Annotated in this window: 14 protein-coding genes; 8 read left to right on the plus strand and 6 right to left on the minus strand. The window is 69.5% G+C overall.

The features are described 5' to 3' along the window. Positions 1–102: 102 nt before the first annotated feature. Entirely contained in the window at positions 103–1,512 is a 1,410-nt protein-coding gene (locus tag ACSFA5_RS02325) for an amidase (RefSeq protein ID WP_435442390.1), read from the plus strand. Between the two features lie 14 nt (positions 1,513–1,526). On the opposite strand, the gene tssF is transcribed toward ACSFA5_RS02325, so the two are convergent. Both tssF and tssE read right to left on the minus strand, forming a co-directional pair. Then, positions 1,527–3,407, minus strand: a complete 1,881-nt coding sequence (gene tssF / locus ACSFA5_RS02330) for a type VI secretion system baseplate subunit TssF (protein ID WP_435442391.1) — start codon at positions 3,405–3,407, stop codon at positions 1,527–1,529. 47 nt (positions 3,408–3,454) lie between these two features. After that, positions 3,455–4,054: a type VI secretion system baseplate subunit TssE gene (gene tssE, locus ACSFA5_RS02335; RefSeq protein WP_435442392.1), complete on the minus strand. Its 600-nt coding sequence runs from the start codon at positions 4,052–4,054 to the stop codon at positions 3,455–3,457. 442 nt (positions 4,055–4,496) lie between these two features. Between tssE and ACSFA5_RS02340 the strand changes: the two genes are divergently transcribed. The 4 genes from ACSFA5_RS02340 to chrA all read left to right on the plus strand — a co-directional run bounded on the left by ACSFA5_RS02340 (position 4,497) and on the right by chrA (position 9,754). Then, positions 4,497–5,906, plus strand: a complete 1,410-nt coding sequence (locus ACSFA5_RS02340) for a DUF2868 domain-containing protein (RefSeq protein ID WP_435442393.1) — start codon at positions 4,497–4,499, stop codon at positions 5,904–5,906. Further along, entirely contained in the window at positions 5,903–7,330 is a 1,428-nt protein-coding gene (locus tag ACSFA5_RS02345; protein ID WP_435442394.1) for a GTPase/DUF3482 domain-containing protein, read from the plus strand. The genes ACSFA5_RS02340 and ACSFA5_RS02345 overlap by 4 nt, the downstream gene beginning before the upstream one ends. 132 nt (positions 7,331–7,462) lie before the next feature. Continuing rightward, on the plus strand, positions 7,463–8,245 hold the full coding sequence (locus tag ACSFA5_RS02350) for a class I SAM-dependent methyltransferase (protein ID WP_435442395.1): 783 nt from the start codon (positions 7,463–7,465) through the stop codon (positions 8,243–8,245). Between the two features lie 120 nt (positions 8,246–8,365). Further along, entirely contained in the window at positions 8,366–9,754 is a 1,389-nt protein-coding gene (gene chrA / locus ACSFA5_RS02355) for a chromate efflux transporter (protein ID WP_435442396.1), read from the plus strand. Between the two features lie 21 nt (positions 9,755–9,775). Here chrA and ACSFA5_RS02360 read toward each other — a convergent pair whose 3' ends face one another. Then, the gene (locus ACSFA5_RS02360) at positions 9,776–10,825 is read right to left on the minus strand and encodes a DMT family transporter (protein WP_435442397.1); all 1,050 of its coding nucleotides are present in this window, start codon (positions 10,823–10,825) and stop codon (positions 9,776–9,778) included. Positions 10,826–10,968: 143 nt separating this feature from the next. Between ACSFA5_RS02360 and ACSFA5_RS02365 the strand changes: the two genes are divergently transcribed. Beyond that, a complete protein-coding gene (locus ACSFA5_RS02365; RefSeq protein ID WP_435442398.1) occupies positions 10,969–12,414 on the plus strand; it encodes a glycerophosphodiester phosphodiesterase family protein in 1,446 nt (481 codons plus the stop codon). Between the two features lie 25 nt (positions 12,415–12,439). Next, positions 12,440–13,063, plus strand: coding sequence for a PAQR family membrane homeostasis protein TrhA (trhA, locus tag ACSFA5_RS02370; protein WP_435442399.1), 624 nt, complete (start codon positions 12,440–12,442; stop codon positions 13,061–13,063). A 43-nt stretch (positions 13,064–13,106) separates the two neighbouring features. Here the strand turns inward: trhA and ACSFA5_RS02375 are convergent, their stop codons facing one another. Continuing rightward, positions 13,107–13,697, minus strand: coding sequence for an NADPH-dependent F420 reductase (locus ACSFA5_RS02375; protein WP_435442400.1), 591 nt, complete (start codon positions 13,695–13,697; stop codon positions 13,107–13,109). 119 nt (positions 13,698–13,816) lie between these two features. On the opposite strand from ACSFA5_RS02375, the gene ACSFA5_RS02380 reads away from it, so the two are divergent. Continuing rightward, on the plus strand, positions 13,817–14,707 hold the full coding sequence (locus ACSFA5_RS02380; protein ID WP_435442984.1) for a LysR family transcriptional regulator: 891 nt from the start codon (positions 13,817–13,819) through the stop codon (positions 14,705–14,707). A 76-nt stretch (positions 14,708–14,783) separates the two neighbouring features. Here the strand turns inward: ACSFA5_RS02380 and ACSFA5_RS02385 are convergent, their stop codons facing one another. Further along, positions 14,784–15,638 (minus strand): oxidoreductase, encoded by an 855-nt coding sequence (locus ACSFA5_RS02385; RefSeq protein ID WP_435442401.1) that lies wholly within the window; start codon positions 15,636–15,638, stop codon positions 14,784–14,786. Between the two features lie 156 nt (positions 15,639–15,794). Next, on the minus strand, positions 15,795–16,580 hold the full coding sequence (locus tag ACSFA5_RS02390; protein WP_435442402.1) for a DeoR/GlpR family DNA-binding transcription regulator: 786 nt from the start codon (positions 16,578–16,580) through the stop codon (positions 15,795–15,797). Between the last annotated feature and the right edge of the window lie 181 nt (positions 16,581–16,761).

The following is a 16,761-nucleotide window of genomic DNA, read 5'->3' on the forward strand; positions in this document are numbered from 1 at the left end:
GTCACACATTATTTATCTATCAAGTGATAGATAGAGGTTGACCGACGCCTCTCGACTCCCTAGCATCCGCCGTCTACCAACTGATAGATAGAAAGACCCGTCATGCAATCCGACATCACCCGTTACGACGCCACCCGACTGGCCGAACTCATCCGCAAACGCGAGCTTTCTCCGGTCGAGGTCGTGCAGGCCCACCTCTCGCGCATCGAAGCCGTCAACCCCCAGGTCAACGCCATCGTCACGCTCGCGGACAACGCGCTGGCGGCGGCCAAGGCGGCCGAGGCGGCCGTCATGGCCGGCGCCGCGCTAGGCCCCCTGCACGGGGTGCCGTTCACCGTGAAGGATTCGATCGACACCGCAGGCGTGCCGACGCAACGCGGCTCGCCCATCTTCAGGGGCCGGACGCCCGACACCGATGCCACCAGCGTCGCGCGCCTGAAAAGCGCTGGCGGAATCCTGCTGGCGAAGACGAACCTTCCCGAGTTTTCCTACTGGATCGAGAGCGACAACCTGCTCTCCGGCCGGACCAACAACCCCTGGAACCTGGAGCGCACGCCCGGCGGGTCGAGCGGCGGCGAATCGGCTGCAATCGCGGCCGGCATGTCCCCGCTGGGCCTTGGCACCGACCTGGCGATTTCCGTGCGCGGGCCGGCCGCCCAGACCGGCATCACGTCACTCAAGGCGACCCATGGGCGCGTGCCCATGACGGGCATCTGGCCACGGGCGCCGCGTCGCTTCTGGCACGTCGGGCCCATGGCGCGCAGCGTTCGCGATGTCGCGCTGGCCTACTCCCTCATCGCGGGACCGGACGGGGCCGACGCTTTCGCTTCGAGCAGCGGTCCTTTCGTGGCCGGTTTCGGTGCCTCGCTGGCGCGTCCGTTGCGCGTCGGCTGGCTGGTCGAACCCGGCTTCGGGCCGATCGATCCCGAAGTCGCGGCGACTGTCCACGCGGCGGCCGCGGCGCTCGAGAGCCTGGGTTGCATCGTGGAGCCGGTGCGCATTCCGGCGCTCGAGCGGGACTTTGCCCTCGACGTCTTCAATCGCCTTCACGTGATGGAGATGAAGCCCGCGTTCGCGCAAGCCACGGCCGGTCGGGGCGACGACGAGATCTACCTGATGGCCAGGACCATGCTGGCCACGCCCGACACGTCGATGAAGGACTACATCGAAGCCGAGCAGGCCGCCGAGCGGCTGAGGGACGGCTTCGCCGACTACTTCGAGCGCTACGACGTGCTGGTCACGCCGGTGCAGCCGATTCCGGCGCAGAAGCACGGCGTCACGGAATTCACGATCAACGGCCAGAAGGTGAACGCCACCTACCTCCAGGGCTCGACGGTGCCGCTGAACCTGACGGGCCTGCCGGGCATGTCGATCAGGTTCGGAACCAGCCGCGACGGCATGCCGATCGGGGTGCAGCTGGTGTCGACATGGCTGGCTGAATCGACGCTGCTGCACGCCGCTGCACTGCTCGAATCGGTCAGCCCGGTGCGCGGCCTGCATCCGGCGATCTGAGCCCGGGGGGCAGGTCAGACGATGCCGCGCCCTCCCCTGCGCACCGGCCACTTCGCCACCGTGCCGCGCTGCATCGACTCGAGCACCGTCTGCGTGAACACGTTGATGCTCACGTGCCGCGCGAGGTAGTGCTCCAGCACCAGGCCCAGCAGGTAGGGGCTGGTGCCCGAAAAGCCCTCTTCGTCCACGCTCAGCGTGCACTGCACGCCACGCCCGTAGATGAGCGGCCCCGCGCCCGGCAGGCGCCGCGTCACTGGTTCGATGCGCGAGCCGACGAGGCTGTCGATCTGGCGGCCCAGCACGTCGTTGTCGGCGGTGACGAACAGCCGCAGCATGCCGCGCAGCGCCTGGGCGCCCTCGCGGTGCGGCATGTCGGCCAGCGGCAGGTGGTTGAAGCCCAGCTGGCGAATCAGGCGCCAGGCGATTTCGCGTTGCGCGAACGGCGACTTGGGTGTGCTCGGCGGGCGAATGAGGCCCACGGCCGACACCGGCACCGAGTCGGCCACCGCCAGGTCGGAGTGCCCGTTGCGCGGCACCAGGCACGGCAGGTCGCGGTTCGTGAGCATGGCCTTCACCGACAGGTAGCGCAGGCTGCCGGGGTACGGCGCCTCGTGCTGGTCGACCAGCGACAGGAACACCTCGGTGCCGATGTACGGCGTGCGCGTGCCGTACTTGCGCGCCGTGTCGGACGCGAGCCGCTGCTCGCGGCGCACCGAGAAGTAGCGCCCGTAGTTGCCCTCGTCTTCATTGAGCGTCTGGTAGAGCGGGCGAAACTCCAGCTCGGCCGTGGTCTGCGCCTGCTGCCCCGCGATGCGCTGCACCGAATAGACCTCGAAGTCGAGCGGGCGCGAACGGTCGGGCACCAGGTGGAACTCGGGCTGCGCCTCGTCGAGTTCGATGCGGTCGGTGCGCCGCTCGAACAGGTTGACCACCGGCGTGCTGAACAGCGCGAACTGGCCCGCGTCGACCAGTGCGCCCAACGCGCCCGGCGGCTTGCTCAGCAGCACCACGATCTCGACCTCCTTGCCGTGCACGCGCGCCAGCCCCGGTGCCAGCTGCGTCAGCGTGAAGAAGTAGAAGCGCTCGGGGCACGCGAAGTACTCGTGCAGCAGGTTGTGGCCGTGAAAGGTGTTCCATTCCAGCGGCAGCAAACCCTCGCCGGGCGCCAGCCCTTCGTGCACCAGCGCGCCGTCGGTCACCACGTGCGGCCGGTCGGCCAGCTTGCCCGGCTCGCCGACGAAGGTGGCCACCGCCGAGGTGTGCAGCAGCTCGAACAGGTGCGAGGCCACCTGCTCGTTGCCGCGCAGGTAGATGGGCAGCCGGTCGAGCCCCGCCAGTGCGCTGAAGTTCATTTCGCCCGCGATGCGCAACCGAAGGCGCAGCGCGCCCGCCACCTGCACGTGCGGCGGCACGTAGCGCTCCAGCGCGGGAATGTCGGGCGGCGCGCCGGTCAGCCTGGCGTCGACGATCTCGAAGGGCCACAGCGTCACGTCCTGGCTCGAGCGAAATTCGCACGGCGTTTCCTCGCCGGTCGGCACGCGCGCATGGAAGGCCGTGCCGCGCGGCACCACGAAGCCGCGCGTGAAGTCGCCCTCCTTCACGCTGGGGTGAAGTTGCGCCACGGCCATCGACGGCGTGGGGCTCAGGTAGTTGGGGTAGAGCACCTCGAGCAGGCGCTGCGTGAAGCGCGGAAACTCCGCGTCCAGCTTGATCTGCATGCGCGCCGAAAGGAAACTGAAAGACTCGATCAGCCGCTCCACGTACGGGTCGGCCACCTCGATGCCGTGCATGCCCAGGCGCCGGGCGATCTTCGGGTGCGACCGGGCGAACTCGCTGGCCGCCTCGCGCATGTAGACCAGCTCTTTGTTGTAGTAGTCGAGGAGTCGGGGGTCCATGGAATCGGGGTCCCTGAAGTGAAGCGATGGGGTGAAGGGGGAACGCGTCAGCGCGCAACGCGCAGCACGCTCATACGGTTGGTTTCGAGATCGACCGCGCTCTGCACCATGAACTCCAGCGGGTAGGGCCGCTGATGGATCATGGCGCGGATCTCGAACAGCAACACGTTGTATTCCTCGGCCGCGCTGCCGCCTTCCTTCATGAGCGGCACCACCGACACCGTCTCGGGAATCAGGCGCGGCTCGTAGTCGTGGACGGCGCGGCGGATGATGCGTTCGATGTCCGCCCACTTGCGCTGCGACAGGTAGCTGCCCGCCAGCGGCGGCACGCCGAAGTTGAGGGTCGACGAGGCCGCTTCGGCATGGCGCTTGCGGTCGATCAGGTCTTCGGCGTTGGTGGTGTTGAGCAGGAAGGCCAGGTCGCGCTGCACGATGTCGCGCAGCTGCGCGGGCGTGACGGTGTAGTCCGAAGGCAGTTCCGAGGTGCGGCTGGGCGCCTCGTCACGCAGGCGGTCGAAGAGCGTGGGAAGCAGGTGCGCATCGACGCGCGTCGGGGTGGCACCGGGCACCCGTGGCGAGCGTGCGCCGGGGTGGGCGGGATGGCCCGGGCGTGGGCCGATGAAGGTGATGTGCTCGGTGGGTCGCATGGCCGTGCCTTTGCTGGGAGGGCCAGAGTCTTGCGTGGATGCACGCGGCCTATTGCAAACAATGGTCACATCTGGCGCACGTCCACGAGAAAAGCGGACAAACCGGGGAAATGTCATGGCAACTCGCTTCGCGAGTCCTACACCACACGCCGCCCCTTGCCGACAGTCAAGAAGCCCGTGCGAAACGAAGCTATGCACATATTCAACATACAGGAGCCCTCGCGTGAATTCCATCATCTACATCGTCGGTCTGGTCGTGGTCGTGGTTGCCGTGCTTTCGTTCTTCGGCCTTCGCTGAGAGACCTGGCACGCGCCACCGACTCTTGCACCTTGGGAAACGGGGCCGCTTGCGGCCCCGTTTCTCATGGGGGCGCCCGCGACGCGGCGGGCATAATTTGCGCGCCCTGACCCTGCGCGGGGCCTCCTCAGCGAAGGGCCCCTGTTGACCGACACCGCGTTGCGCGAACCTGCTTTTTCCGATGCGGTGATCACCGAGGCTGTTCGATGGGCCGAGCAGAACGGCCCACTGGACGACGCGCAAGCCATGCGCACCGCCGCCTCGCACAGTGCCGGCAGCCATGCGCGAATCACCGAGCGCGCGCTTCTCCTCGGCGAACGCCTCGGCCTCCAACCCGAACTGACCCGTGCCCGTCAATGGGCGCCGTGGGTGCTGCTCGGCATGGTCGCGCTGATCGTGCTTGCGGGTCTCGGCCTGGCGGGCAACGTGGTGGGCGGCGGCGAGCGCCATATCAACGTGATCGTCGCGCTGGTCAGCCTGCTGGGCCTGCACGCGCTCACGTTGCTGGCCTGGCTGGCCGGCCTGTGGCTGCCACCGGGCACGTTCGGCATCGCGTCGCTCGGGTGGATCTGGCTGTCGCTCACCGCGCGGGTGGCGGGCGGCAAACGCGGACAGGCGCCGCTGCTGGTGCGCGCCGCCACCGGGCTGCTGTTGCGCGCCAGGCTGCTGCCATGGGCTTTCGGCCTCGTGAGCCACGGCATCTGGTCGCTGTCGTTCGCGGTGGTGCTGGCCGCGATGCTGTTCGCGCTCGCGTTTCGCAGCTACACGCTGAGTTGGGAGACGACGATTCTCGATCCCGCTTTCTTCGTGCAGGCCGTGCACGCGCTCGGCTGGGCGCCCGCGAAGCTCGGCTTTCCGGTGCCCGACGCCACCACCATACTGGCCGCAGCACCCGGCGCAGCCCATGCAGGAGGCCAGCGCACCTGGGCGCTGTGGCTCACCGGCTGCATCGTGGTCTACGGCCTGCTGCCGCGCGTGGCCCTCGTGCTGTTTAGCGCGGCCATGTGGCGCAGCCGTCGCAAGGCGCTGCAGCCCGACTGGAGCGAGCCCTACTACCGCAAGCTGCTCGCACGCTTCGCCGCGATGGCCCCGGCGACCATCGTCGACGCCGACCCCGGCCGCGCGCACGACGCCACACCCGCGGGCCTGTCCGATTCGCAACTGCAGGACATGCTGTTCGTCGTCGGCTTCGAGCTGCCGCCCGACATGCCCTGGCCGCCTTCCGCCCTGCCCGCCGCAGCCCTGCAGGTGCAACGCATCGACGGCAGCGCGTCGTCGCGCCGCGCGCTGCTCGACCAGCTGGCGCGCGTCCATCCGCGCACCGTGCTGCTGGTCTGCCACGCCGCATCGAGCCCCGACCGCGGCACCGAGCGCTTGCTGCGCGAAGTGTTGGCGCATTGCGGCGAATGCCGGCTGTGGCTGGCCGATGCGCCCAACGCCGGCGCCACGCAGCGCTGGCTCGACTGGCTGCACGGCACCGGCCTGCAACGCATCGCGGCCGGCGACAGCCTGGCCACCGCCCTGCGCCCGACCGCCGCCACCACCGCGCCATGACACAGCCGCCCATCCGCATCGCCGTCGTCGGCCACACCAACGCGGGCAAGACCTCGCTGCTGCGCACGCTCACGCGGCGCGTGCACTTCGGCGAAGTGTCGGACCGCCCCGGCACCACGCGCCATGTCGAATCGGTCGACCTCGAGGTGGACGGCGCGGCCGCGGTGCGCTTCTTCGACACGCCCGGCCTCGAAGATGCCGTTGCGCTGCGAGAGCACCTCGCCGGTTTCCAGATGCCAGGCACGCAGGCCACGCCGCCCGAGCGCATCCGCCAGTTCCTGCAAGGCCCCGAGGCCCACGGCGTGTTCGAGCAGGAGGCCAAGGTGCTGCGCACCATGCTCGACATCGACGCTGCCTTTCTCGTCATCGACGTGCGCGAGCCGGTGCTGCCCAAGTTCCGCGACGAGATCGAGCTGCTCAACTCCTGCGCGCGCCCGGTGCTGCCGGTGCTGAATTTCGTGCGCGACATCGCCAGCCGCGAGACGGCGTGGAAGGAGCTGCTGTCGGCTTACGGCCTGCACGTGCAGGTGCGCTTCGATGCGGCAGCCCCTTTCGTCGGCGCCGAGCAGGACCTGTACAACGACCTGGCCACGCTGCTGCGCGAGCACCGCGAGGCGCTGCACGGCGTGATCGATGCGCTGAACGCCGAAGCGGCCCGGCGCCGGCAGTCGGCCTGCACGCGCATCGCCGAGCTGCTGGTCGATGCCGCGGCGGTGCGCCGAACGGTGTCGGCCACCGAGTTCGCCGACGCGGTACGCCGGCAGGCCCTCGTGGCCGCCTTGCAGAAGACGGTGCTCGACAAGGCCCAGCGCTGCACCGACGACCTGCTCGCGCTCTACGGCTTCCGTCAGGGCGACGCCGACGAGGCGCCGCTGCCACTGGTCGAAGGCCGTTGGACACTCGACTTCTTCAGCCCCGAAGCCATGAAGGACGCGGGCCTGCGCCTGGGCAAGGGCGCGGCCATCGGCGCGGCGGTGGGCGTGGTGGCCGACCTGGCCGTCGCCGGCATCTCGCTGGGCGCCGGCGCGGCCTTGGGCGGCGCCATCGGCGGCGCGGTGTCGCAGGGCTGGGGTCCGCTCGGGCGCAAGATCGCCAACAAGCTGCGCGACATGCACGAGCTCACGGTGGAAGACGGCGTGCTGTTCGCGCTGGTGGCCTGGCAGCTTCAACTCGCGCAGGCGCTGGAGCAGCGCGGCCATGCGGCCACGCAGCGCATCGGCGCGGACGCGCCCGCCGGCGGCGATTCGCAGACCCAGGCCGCGGCGACCGCCGTACGGGCCGCACAGCCGGCGCGCAACCATCCCGACTGGGAAACAGGCACCGGCTCGGTCGCCGGCCGCATCTTCCGGCGGCCGTCGCCGCAGCGCGAGGCGCTCGTTGCCGACCTGTCGCACGCGCTGCGAAGCGCTTTCGCAGACGCCTGACAGCGCCCGGGCCGGTGCGCGCCGCAGAGCAGGATGCGGCCTCGGTCCGGGAGGTCGTGTTCTGCTGCTTCTCACCCAGCGACCTCGCCGTGTACGAAGCCGCATTGCGCGGTACCCCCGCACAATGACCGCATGACCGACTTCTACGACGAACTCGCGCCGCTCTACCACCTGATCTATCCGGACTGGAACGAGAGCATCCGCGTGCAGGGCCGCAAGCTCGCACGCCTCATCGAGACAGAATGGCCCGCGGACGGTGCAAACGCGGCGCCCCGCAAGGTGCTCGACGTGTCGTGCGGCATCGGCACCCAGGCGCTCGGGCTCGCGGCGCTCGGCCATGCGGTGACCGCGTCGGACCTGTCGGCCGACGAGATCGCACGCGCGCGCCGCGAGGCCGGCGTTCGCGGCCTCGACATCCGCTTCTCGGTGTGCGACATGCGCGAGGCGCACACCCACCACGGCGGCGGCTTCGACCTCGTGATGTCGTGCGACAACTCGGTGCCGCACCTGCAGACCGACGAGGACCTGCTCGTCGCGTTCCGGCAGATGGTCGCGTGCCTGCGACCGGGCGGCGGCTGCGTGGTCAGCGTGCGCGACTACGCGAACGAGCCGCGCGGCACCCACCTCGTGAAGCACTACGGCGCACGCGTGGAGAACGGCCGGCGGCATGTGCTGTTCCAGGTGTGGGACTTCGACGACGAAGGCCGGGGCGCGCACTACGACCTGAGCTTTTTCTTCGTCACCGAAGACCTCGCCACGCAGGCGGTGAGCACGCGCGTGATGCGCTCGCGCTACTACGCGGTGTCGACCGTGCGGCTGTGCGAGCTCATGCGCGACGCGGGGCTGCAGACCGTGCGGCGCATCGACGACGCGTTCTTCCAGCCCGTGCTGGTGGGCACGCGGCCCGCGGGTTAGCCGGCAGGCCAAAAGGCGGTCCGGCCCTGCTACGATCCGCCTCCCCGGGGTCTCAGCCTCCCGGTCTGCAAGGTCAGACGGGGTCCCGTCCAAGTGCTGGCAACCCGACCTGAGCTTTCCGTGGACACCGCACGCACCGACACACCCACTGCACCCCCAGTACCCCAAGTACCTGCTGCACCCCTGCAACCCGTTTCCTGGGCCGAAGCCTTCCGCTTTTGGCTCAAGCTCGGTTTCATCAGCTTCGGCGGCCCGGCGGGGCAGATCGCCATCATGCACACCGAGCTGGTGGAACGCCGGCGCTGGATTTCGGAGAAGCGTTTTCTTCATGCGCTCAACTACTGCATGCTGCTGCCCGGCCCCGAGGCCCAGCAACTGGCCACCTACATCGGCTGGCTGATGCACCGCACCTGGGGCGGTGTGGTGGCCGGCGCGCTGTTCGTGCTGCCCTCGCTTTTCATCCTGATCGCGCTGTCGTGGGTCTACATGGCCTACGGCAACGTGCCCGTGGTGTCGGGCATCTTCTACGGCATCAAGCCGGCGGTGACCGCGCTGGTGCTGCACGCGGCGCACCGCATCGGCACGCGGGCGCTGAAGAACCCGTGGATGTGGGGCATCGCGGGCGCGGCCTTTGTGGCGATCTTCGCCTTCGACACGCCGTTTCCGGCCATCGTGATCGGGGCCGGGCTGATCGGCCACTTCGGCGCGCGCTGGGCGCCGGGCGTGTTCGCACTGGGCGGCGGCCATGGCAGCGCCAAGGCGGGCTGCGGGCCGGCCCTGATCGACGACGACACGCCCACGCCGCCGCATGCGCGCTTCACCCGGCGCCGGCTGGCCACGGTGCTCGCCGTGGGGCTGGTGCTATGGGCACTGGCCATGGGCGGGCTCGTCGCCGCGCAGGGCTGGCACGGCACGCTGGCGCAGATGGGCGCGTTCTTCACCAAGGCGGCGCTGCTGACCTTCGGCGGCGCCTATGCCGTGCTGCCCTATGTGTACCAGGGCGCGGTGGAGCAGCACCGCTGGCTGAACGGCACGCAGATGATCGACGGCCTCGCCCTCGGCGAAACCACGCCGGGCCCGCTGATCATGGTGGTGGCCTTCGTCGGCTTCGTCGGCGGCTGGCTGCAGCAGGTGGCCGGCGCGGGCGCGCCTTTCATGGGCGGCGCGCTCGCGGCCACGGTGGTGACCTTCTTCACCTTCCTGCCCTCCTTCGTCTTCATCCTGGCGGGCGGCCCGCTCATCGAGGCCACGCACGGCAAGCTCGGGTTCACCGCGCCGCTCTCGGCCATCACTGCGGCCGTGGTCGGCGTGATCCTGAACCTGGCGCTGTTCTTCGCCTACCACGTGCTGTGGCCGAAGGGCTTCGGCGGGCACTTCGATGCCGTCTCGGCCGTCATCGCCGTGGCGGCGACCGTGGCGCTCTTCCGGTTCAAGGTCGGCGTGCTGCCGCTGCTCGGTGCCTGCGCGGCCGTCGGCCTGCTGGTGACGCTGGTGCCCGGCTTGCGCTGAGCGCCGGGTTCTGCGTGCAGCTCAGTGCGGGTGCGCGTGGTGCGCGTCCGGCACATGCGGATGCGCATGGTGCCGCGGCAGGTGCCGGTGCGGATGGCTGTGCTCGCCGGCGGGCATCGCGTCATGCACGTGATCGTGGTGCCCGTCGTCGTGCCGGTGCGCGTGCTCATGGTCGAGCAGGTCGTGGTCGTGCGCGTGGCCGTGCGATTCGGCCAGGTGCAGCACCACGCCGGCCAGCATCAGCACGCCGCCGGTCGCCATGCCCCAGCTCAAGGCCCGGTCGCCCAGCCCGATGGCGACCAGCGCGCCGATGAAGGGCGCGAACGCGAACACCGAGCCCGTGCGCGCCGCGCCGAAGGCCCGCTGTGCCAGCAGGTACAGCCGCAGGCTCAGGCCGTAGCCGCTGGCGCCGATGGCCAGCAATGCCAGCGCGGCCAGCCCGTGCGGCAGCGGTTCCCCGGCCACCAGCGCCAGCACGAGCGTCGCGCCCGCACCCAGCGCCGACTTGCCGAGCACCACCTGCCCCGGATCCCGCTCGGCCAGCGCACGCGACAGCGTGTTGTCGATGCCCCAGGCCGCCGTGGCCGCCAGCACCGCGAGCAGGCCCAGCAGCTGCACACCGCCGCTCAGCCCCCTGTCGATCACGAGCACGAGGCCGCCTGCGAGCAGCAACAGCATCGCGACCCAGACGCGGCGGTCCATCACTTCACGGTACAGCGCGCGCGCCAGCACCGCGGTGAACAGAGCCTCGAGCGCAAGCATCAGCGAAGCGCTGGTGCCGCTGGTTTGCTGCAGGCCCCACACGAGTGCGACCGGCCCGATGACCGCGCCGAACAGCGCCATCCACGAGAGCCGCTTCAGGTCGGCGCGGCGCAGCGCCGCTTCAAGCGCCACGGGCCGGCGCAGCCAGGCGCCCATGCAGGCGGCGCCGGCATAGAGCAGCGCCGCCGTGGTGAACGCGCCCAGGCCCTCGCCCGCGCGCTGCACCAGCGGCGTACTGATGCCGAAGAGCGCCGCCGCAAGCAGGGCCAGCAGGCCGCCGCGCAGGGCAGGCAGAGGAGGAAGGTTCATGACGTCGTTCTCGCAAAAGGCAGGGGCGTCGCGATTCTGCATGGCGCCCGCGCATGCGGACAACCCGGTCACCGTCGCGTCACGGGCCGAACCTAGCATCCGCCGGCTTTCGATCTCCTTCCAACGCACACGCGAGACCGCCCATGACACAGATCGTTTCTGCGCCCGCTCCCCGCCCGGTTCGCGCCGTTCTTGCGGCCATGGCCTTGATCGGCGGCTGCCTCGTGATCGCCGCCTGTGGCGGCGGCAGCGGCAACGGCGTCGCGTTCCCGGTGCTTCCGCCGGCCCCCGCGCCTGCACCGGCGCCCCCGGCGCCCGCACCCGCGCCGCTGGGCACGCTCGACGGCTCGGTGCCCCTCGTCATCGGCCACCGCGGCCTGCCGGGCCTGTACCCCGAGGAAACGAAGACCGCCTACGAAGCCGCGGCCGACGCCGGTGCCGATTCGCTGGAAACCGACCTGCACCTCACGAAAGACTGCGTGCTGGTGGCGCGCCACAACCCCTGGCTCAGCGACAACACCAACGTGGCCGACGTAGCCGCCACCAACACCGCCGTCGCGGCCCGCAAGCGCACCGTGCCGGGCGTGCTGGTCAACGTGAAGTACCCGGCCATCGCTGAAAACGGACCGGCCCAGTACAAGAGCGACCTGACCGACCCGAACGATCCGAAGTCGGTGCTCAAGTCGCTCATCGTCGACGGCGAGGACCACACCAACGACTGGTCGATCACCGACTTCACCATGGACGAGCTGCGCCAGTGGATCCGCGGCACCACCTACGACGCCAGGGACCAGCGCCCGACCGAGCTGAACGGCAAGCTGCCGATCCTGAGCTTCCAGGAAGTGATCGACATCGCCCGGGCCAAGAGCGCCTCCACCGGCCGCGCGCTCAGCGTGTACCCGGAAACCAAGAACCCGATCTGGAACAACGCGCAAGCCATTGCCAACGGCTGCGGCCCGGCGGGCAGCCATCCGCTGGAAGACGCGCTGCTGAAGGTCATGAACTTCAACGAGCTCAACCGCAAGGACGCACCGATCTTCGTGCAGAGCTTCGAGCCCGAGAGCCTGAAGTACCTGCGCTCGGCCGGCATGAAGGCGCGCGCGGTGCAGCTGGTGGACGGCAACGACGTCAACTACCAGACCGGCGAGATGATCTACGTGACCAACGACGTCTACACCTTCGTCGACGGCCGCCCCTACAGCTGGACCCTGGCCGGCAATCCGAAGTGGTTCGGCGAGATGCTCACGCCCGCCGGCCTGGCCGAGGTGAAGACCTATGCCGACGGCATCGGCCCGTGGAAGCCGCAGGTCATGGCCCACACCGTGGTGCCGTTCGCCGCGGGCAAGGGGTTGGCCGACGTGAACACCGTCAAGCCCACCGCCCTGATCGCCGACGCGCACAAGGCCGGGCTGTTCGTGCACAGCTACACCTTCCGCAACGAAGCCAAGTACCTGGCCGGCGTGTACAAGGGCGACCCGGCGGCCGAGTACCTGGCGTACTTTCGCGCCGGCATCGACGGCGTGTTCTCGGACTTCGCGAACACGGCCTTCGCCGCGCGCAAGACCTACCTGAAGGAAACGGGCCGCTGAGGCCCCGCCCCGCACGCACACCCCCATGTACCCCGGCGAACGACTCAACGGCTACAGCCACCTGCTCGGCCTGCTGCTCGCGCTGCCCGCGGCGGCGGCACTGCTGGCCAAGACCGTGCCCACCGGCGACCCCGCGCGCATCGCGGGGGCGCTGGTGTTCTCGCTGTCCGCCGTGGCGCTGTACGCGGCCTCCACCCTCTTCCACAGCACGCGCGGACGCCTGAAGCGCATGTGGGAGCGGGCAGACCATTGCGCCATCTACCTGCTGATCGCGGGCACCTACACGCCCTTTGCGCTGGTCACGTTGCACGGTGTGTGGGGTGGCGGATTGCTGGCGGTCATCTGGAGCGCGGCGCTGTTCGGCATCTGGCGCGAGCTGAGGCCGGCCAGCGGAACTGCGCCGAAGAAGCCTCCGCTGTCGCTCTACATCGGCATGGGCTGGCTCGGCGTGCTGGCCGCCGTGCCGCTGGCCGCGCGGCTCGACACCGCCGGGCTGGCGTGGCTGCTGGTCGGCGGCGTGCTGTACACGGCGGGCACGGTGTTCTATCGCAACCGGCAAGGCTTTCGCCATGCGCACGGCGCCTGGCACCTGTTCGTGCTGGCGGGCACGGCGAGCCATTACGTGGCTGTGGGCTGGTTCGTGCTGTAGGCCGCACGGGCCGGCACGCAAAAGGCCGGGAAGGCCTTGCCCATCAGCCGTGCTTGACGAGGTTCTTCAGCACCAGCGGACCGCCCAGCGCCAGCAACGCACCGCCCTCGGCGATCTTGCCCAGGGCGATGGGCGCGAAGCCCAGCGCGTCCACCAGTTGCGCGACCGCCGCGCTGGCCGCTTCATCGTTGCTCGCCACGAACATCACGCGCTTGCCGCCGTTTTCCGCGGGGTTGGCCGCCAGCAATTTCGCGGGCAGCTGGTTGAAGGTCTTGACGACTTTCGCGCCTGGGAATGCGGAAGCCACCACATCGCTGGAGAGCTGGCCCTTTAGCTCTTCCGGTGCAATGCCGTAGGTGTTCATCGCGTCGACGACGATCCTGCCGGCCCAGCCGGTCGTGGCCGCGCTCGCCACCGCTGCGTGCGCGCGAAACGGCACGGCCAGGATGACCACGTCCGCCGCGAGTGCGTCGGGCAAGGTGCTGGCGGTGACGTGGCTGCCGAGTTCGTCGGCCAGCGCGGCGAGCGAGTCGGGGCCGCGGGTGTTGGCAATGGCCACGTCGAGGCCGACGCGGGCGAAATGGCGGGCAAGTGCGGTGCCGACGTTGCCGGTGCCGATGATGGAATAGGTCATGAAGTGCTTTCCGTGAGGGGTTGTGAATCGATGGGGGAATGGTGAGCGCCTTGCATCGATCTGAGAAGCCGGTATATTGAGATTCGAACCATCTCCCTATGAGATGGATCAACCCCACCATGCTCGACGGCGTTTCACTCGACCAGCTCCGGACCTTCATCGCGGCCGTGGACGAAGGCAGCTTCTCCGCCGCGGCCCGCAAGCTCAACCGCGTGCAGTCGGCCGTGAGCGGCTGGGTCGGCAGCCTGGAGGCGCAGATCGGCGTGGTGCTGTTCGACCGCTCCGGCCGCTACCCGAAGCTCACGCCCGAGGGTGTGCTGTTGCTGGCGGACGCGCGCCACATCGTCTCGGGCGTGGACACGCTGAAGGCGCGGGCCCGGCTGATGTCCTCGGGCCTCGAAGCCGAGCTCTCGGTGGTGGTCGACGTGTTCTTCCCCACCGCCGCCGTCACGCGGGCCGCGAAGGCGTTCGCGCTCCAGTTCCCCCTCACGCCGTTGCGGCTCTTCGTCGAAGGTCTGGGCGCCGCCTACCAGCCGGTGATGGACGGCCGGTGCAGCCTGGGCCTTCTGGGTGCCCTGCCGGTCGCGTTCCCTTCACTGACCATCGAACGCCTGGGGCAGGTGTCGTTGGTGACTGTCGCGGCGCCGGAGCACCCGCTCGCGGCATGGAAAGGGCAGATACCGAAAGACGCCCTCGCCAGGCATGTGCAGCTGGTGCTGACCGACCGGTCGCCGTTGCTCGCGGGGCAGGACTTCGGCGTGCTGTCGCCCTCGACGTGGCGCTTGGCCGACCTGTCGACCAAGCACGCGTTCCTGAAGGACGGCGTCGGCTGGGGCAGCATGCCGCTGCACATGGTGGCGCAGGACATCGCCGCGGGCACGCTGGTGCTGCTCGACGCGCAAGACCTGCCGCGCGAAGGCACGCCGTTGACCATGTCGGCCGTGTACCCCGCGGCCACGCCGCCCGGGCCGGCGGGCCAATGGCTCATCGCGCGGATGAAGGCATGGTGAGCGCATTGCGCCACGCGACCCGACGCGTGCGAGGCGCTGGGCCGTTGCCCCGGCCGCCTACCCCGCCCTGAACGGGTCAGCCCTCGCCCGGCGGAAAATCGGCGCCCAGCGTCGTGGCCTCCCACGCATCGAAGTCGCCACGCATGAACTCGAGCTTCTTGCGCGCCAGGTCGAGCGCCGCCTTGCCCAGCACCAGGCGCAGCGGCGGCTTGTCGGACAGCGCGGCGTCGATGATGGCCTGCGCGGCGCGCACCGGGTCGCCGGCCTGGTTGCCGCTGCGCGCGGCCGTCTGCCTGCGGCGCTCGCCCGCGGTGGCGTCGTAGGCCTCGATGCGTGTGGCCGACTGCTGGATGGAAGGCCCCGCCCAGTTCGTGCGGAACGGACCCGGCTCGACGATCAGCACGCCGATGCCCAGCGGCTTGAGCTCCACCGCCAGCGATTCCGACAGACCTTCCACCGCGTACTTGGTGCCGTGGTAGTAGCCCGTGGCCGCAAAGCTCGCAAGCCCGCCGATGGACGACACGTTCACAACCAGGCCGTTGCCCTGCGCGCGCATCACCGGCAGCACGGCCTTGGTCATGTCGATCAGGCCGAAGACGTTGGTCTCGAACATGTCGCGCACTTCCTTGTCGTCGCCTTCCTCGATGGCGGCCAGGTAGCCGTAGCCCGCGTTGTTGACGAGCACGTCGATGCGCCCGAAATGCTGCCGCGCCTGCGCCACCACGTGCGCGATCTGCTCGCGGCGCGTCACGTCCAGCGGCAGCACCAGCGCACGATCGCCATGGCCCTGCGCAATGTCGGCCACCTGGGCGGGGTTGCGCGCGGTGACCACGGCGCGCCATCCGCGCGCCAGCACCAGCTTGGCAAGTTCGCGGCCGAAGCCGGTGGAGCATCCGGTGATCAGCCAGACGGGGTCGGTTCGGTTCATCATCTTTGAAACTCCATGAAACAACAGGTGGTGCGAGGGGGAAGAGGCTTCGCGGCCGCACAGGCTACGCCGGATCGATGACCCTGTCCTGCGCGCGAGAACCGGCGTGGGCGCGGACTGCGAAGCGCCGTGCCGCAGTCCACCCACGACCGGCAGGCGTCAGGCCTGTGCCCTTGCAAACTCCACCGGCAGTTTGCTGAACTGCTTCTTCACCGCCGCCGCGGGCGCGCCGCCCACCACGATGCGCGCGAATGCATCCAGCGGGCTGAAGAACGCGGGCCGCAACTTCCCGAGCTTGCTTTCGTCGACGATGAGAAAGCTCTCCGACGCACTGCGTATCGCCGCCTGCTTCACCGGCACTTCATGAAAGTTGGAGCAGCTCGCGCCGCGCTCCAGGTCCAGCCCGCCGGCCGAGATGAAGGCCTTGTTGACGCCCAGCTTGTTCAGGTACTGCAGGCCTTCGTCCGAGAAGAAGGTGGCCGATGACGGGTGGTACAGCCCGCCCATCAGCATCAACTGCGTGTGGGGGCGCCGGCTCAGCACCGCCGCGATGTTCGTGGAGTAACACACCACGCTCAGCGGCATGTCGGGCGGAAGCGCTTCCGCGAAATGGACCATGGTGGTGCCGCAGTCGATGAACAGGCTGTCGTGCGGCTGCACCCACCCGGCCGCGCGCTCGCAGGCCAGGCGCTTGTTGGCGGCATGCTGGTCGCTGGCCTCGTCGAGCGAGTAGCGATCGGCGCCCGGCAGCGTGGTCGCCAGCACATAGCCGCCGAGGGCGGAAAGCGGTGAACCGGCCGACGACAGGTCGCGGCGGATGGTCATCTCGGTCACGTCCAGGCGCTGGGCGGCCTGCTTGATCGGCAACGGGCCGCCGGCCTCGACGAGCTCCTGCATCTTGGCCAGGCGCACGGCCCGGGCTTCGGCTCCGGCGGTTTTTCGCATGTTCGGGTTCCTTGGGTCCAGGCGCTCGAGTATCGGGCATCGGCTCGCATCAAAATGTTATTTTAAAAACATCTTGCCTAAATAAATGTTGTTGCAATAACATCCAATCCAACACGCCGCCGGCCCCGCACGACGGCACGCACGAGACACACCACCGCCGCATCGCAGCGCGACGCGGCCA

It is taken from the genome of Variovorax monticola, from assembly GCF_051216855.1.
Taxonomy (GTDB): Bacteria; Pseudomonadota; Gammaproteobacteria; order Burkholderiales; family Burkholderiaceae_C; genus Variovorax.

Bases quoted from the DNA above. Each gene is read 5' to 3' on its own strand.
- tssE (WP_435442392.1), bottom strand. From the start codon at position 4,054: ATGCGACCCACCGAGCACATCACCTTCATCGGCCCACGCCCGGGCCAT.
- ACSFA5_RS02380 (WP_435442984.1), top strand. From the start codon at position 13,817: ATGCTCGACGGCGTTTCACTCGACCAGCTCCGGACCTTCATCGCGGCC.
- ACSFA5_RS02345 (WP_435442394.1), top strand. From the start codon at position 5,903: ATGACACAGCCGCCCATCCGCATCGCCGTCGTCGGCCACACCAACGCG.
- ACSFA5_RS02360 (WP_435442397.1), bottom strand. From the start codon at position 10,825: ATGAACCTTCCTCCTCTGCCTGCCCTGCGCGGCGGCCTGCTGGCCCTG.
- ACSFA5_RS02365 (WP_435442398.1), top strand. From the start codon at position 10,969: ATGACACAGATCGTTTCTGCGCCCGCTCCCCGCCCGGTTCGCGCCGTT.
- ACSFA5_RS02325 (WP_435442390.1), top strand. From the start codon at position 103: ATGCAATCCGACATCACCCGTTACGACGCCACCCGACTGGCCGAACTC.
- ACSFA5_RS02385 (WP_435442401.1), bottom strand. From the start codon at position 15,638: ATGATGAACCGAACCGACCCCGTCTGGCTGATCACCGGATGCTCCACC.
- ACSFA5_RS02375 (WP_435442400.1), bottom strand. From the start codon at position 13,697: ATGACCTATTCCATCATCGGCACCGGCAACGTCGGCACCGCACTTGCC.
- ACSFA5_RS02350 (WP_435442395.1), top strand. From the start codon at position 7,463: ATGACCGACTTCTACGACGAACTCGCGCCGCTCTACCACCTGATCTAT.
- trhA (WP_435442399.1), top strand. From the start codon at position 12,440: ATGTACCCCGGCGAACGACTCAACGGCTACAGCCACCTGCTCGGCCTG.
- tssF (WP_435442391.1), bottom strand. From the start codon at position 3,407: ATGGACCCCCGACTCCTCGACTACTACAACAAAGAGCTGGTCTACATG.
- ACSFA5_RS02390 (WP_435442402.1), bottom strand. From the start codon at position 16,580: ATGCGAAAAACCGCCGGAGCCGAAGCCCGGGCCGTGCGCCTGGCCAAG.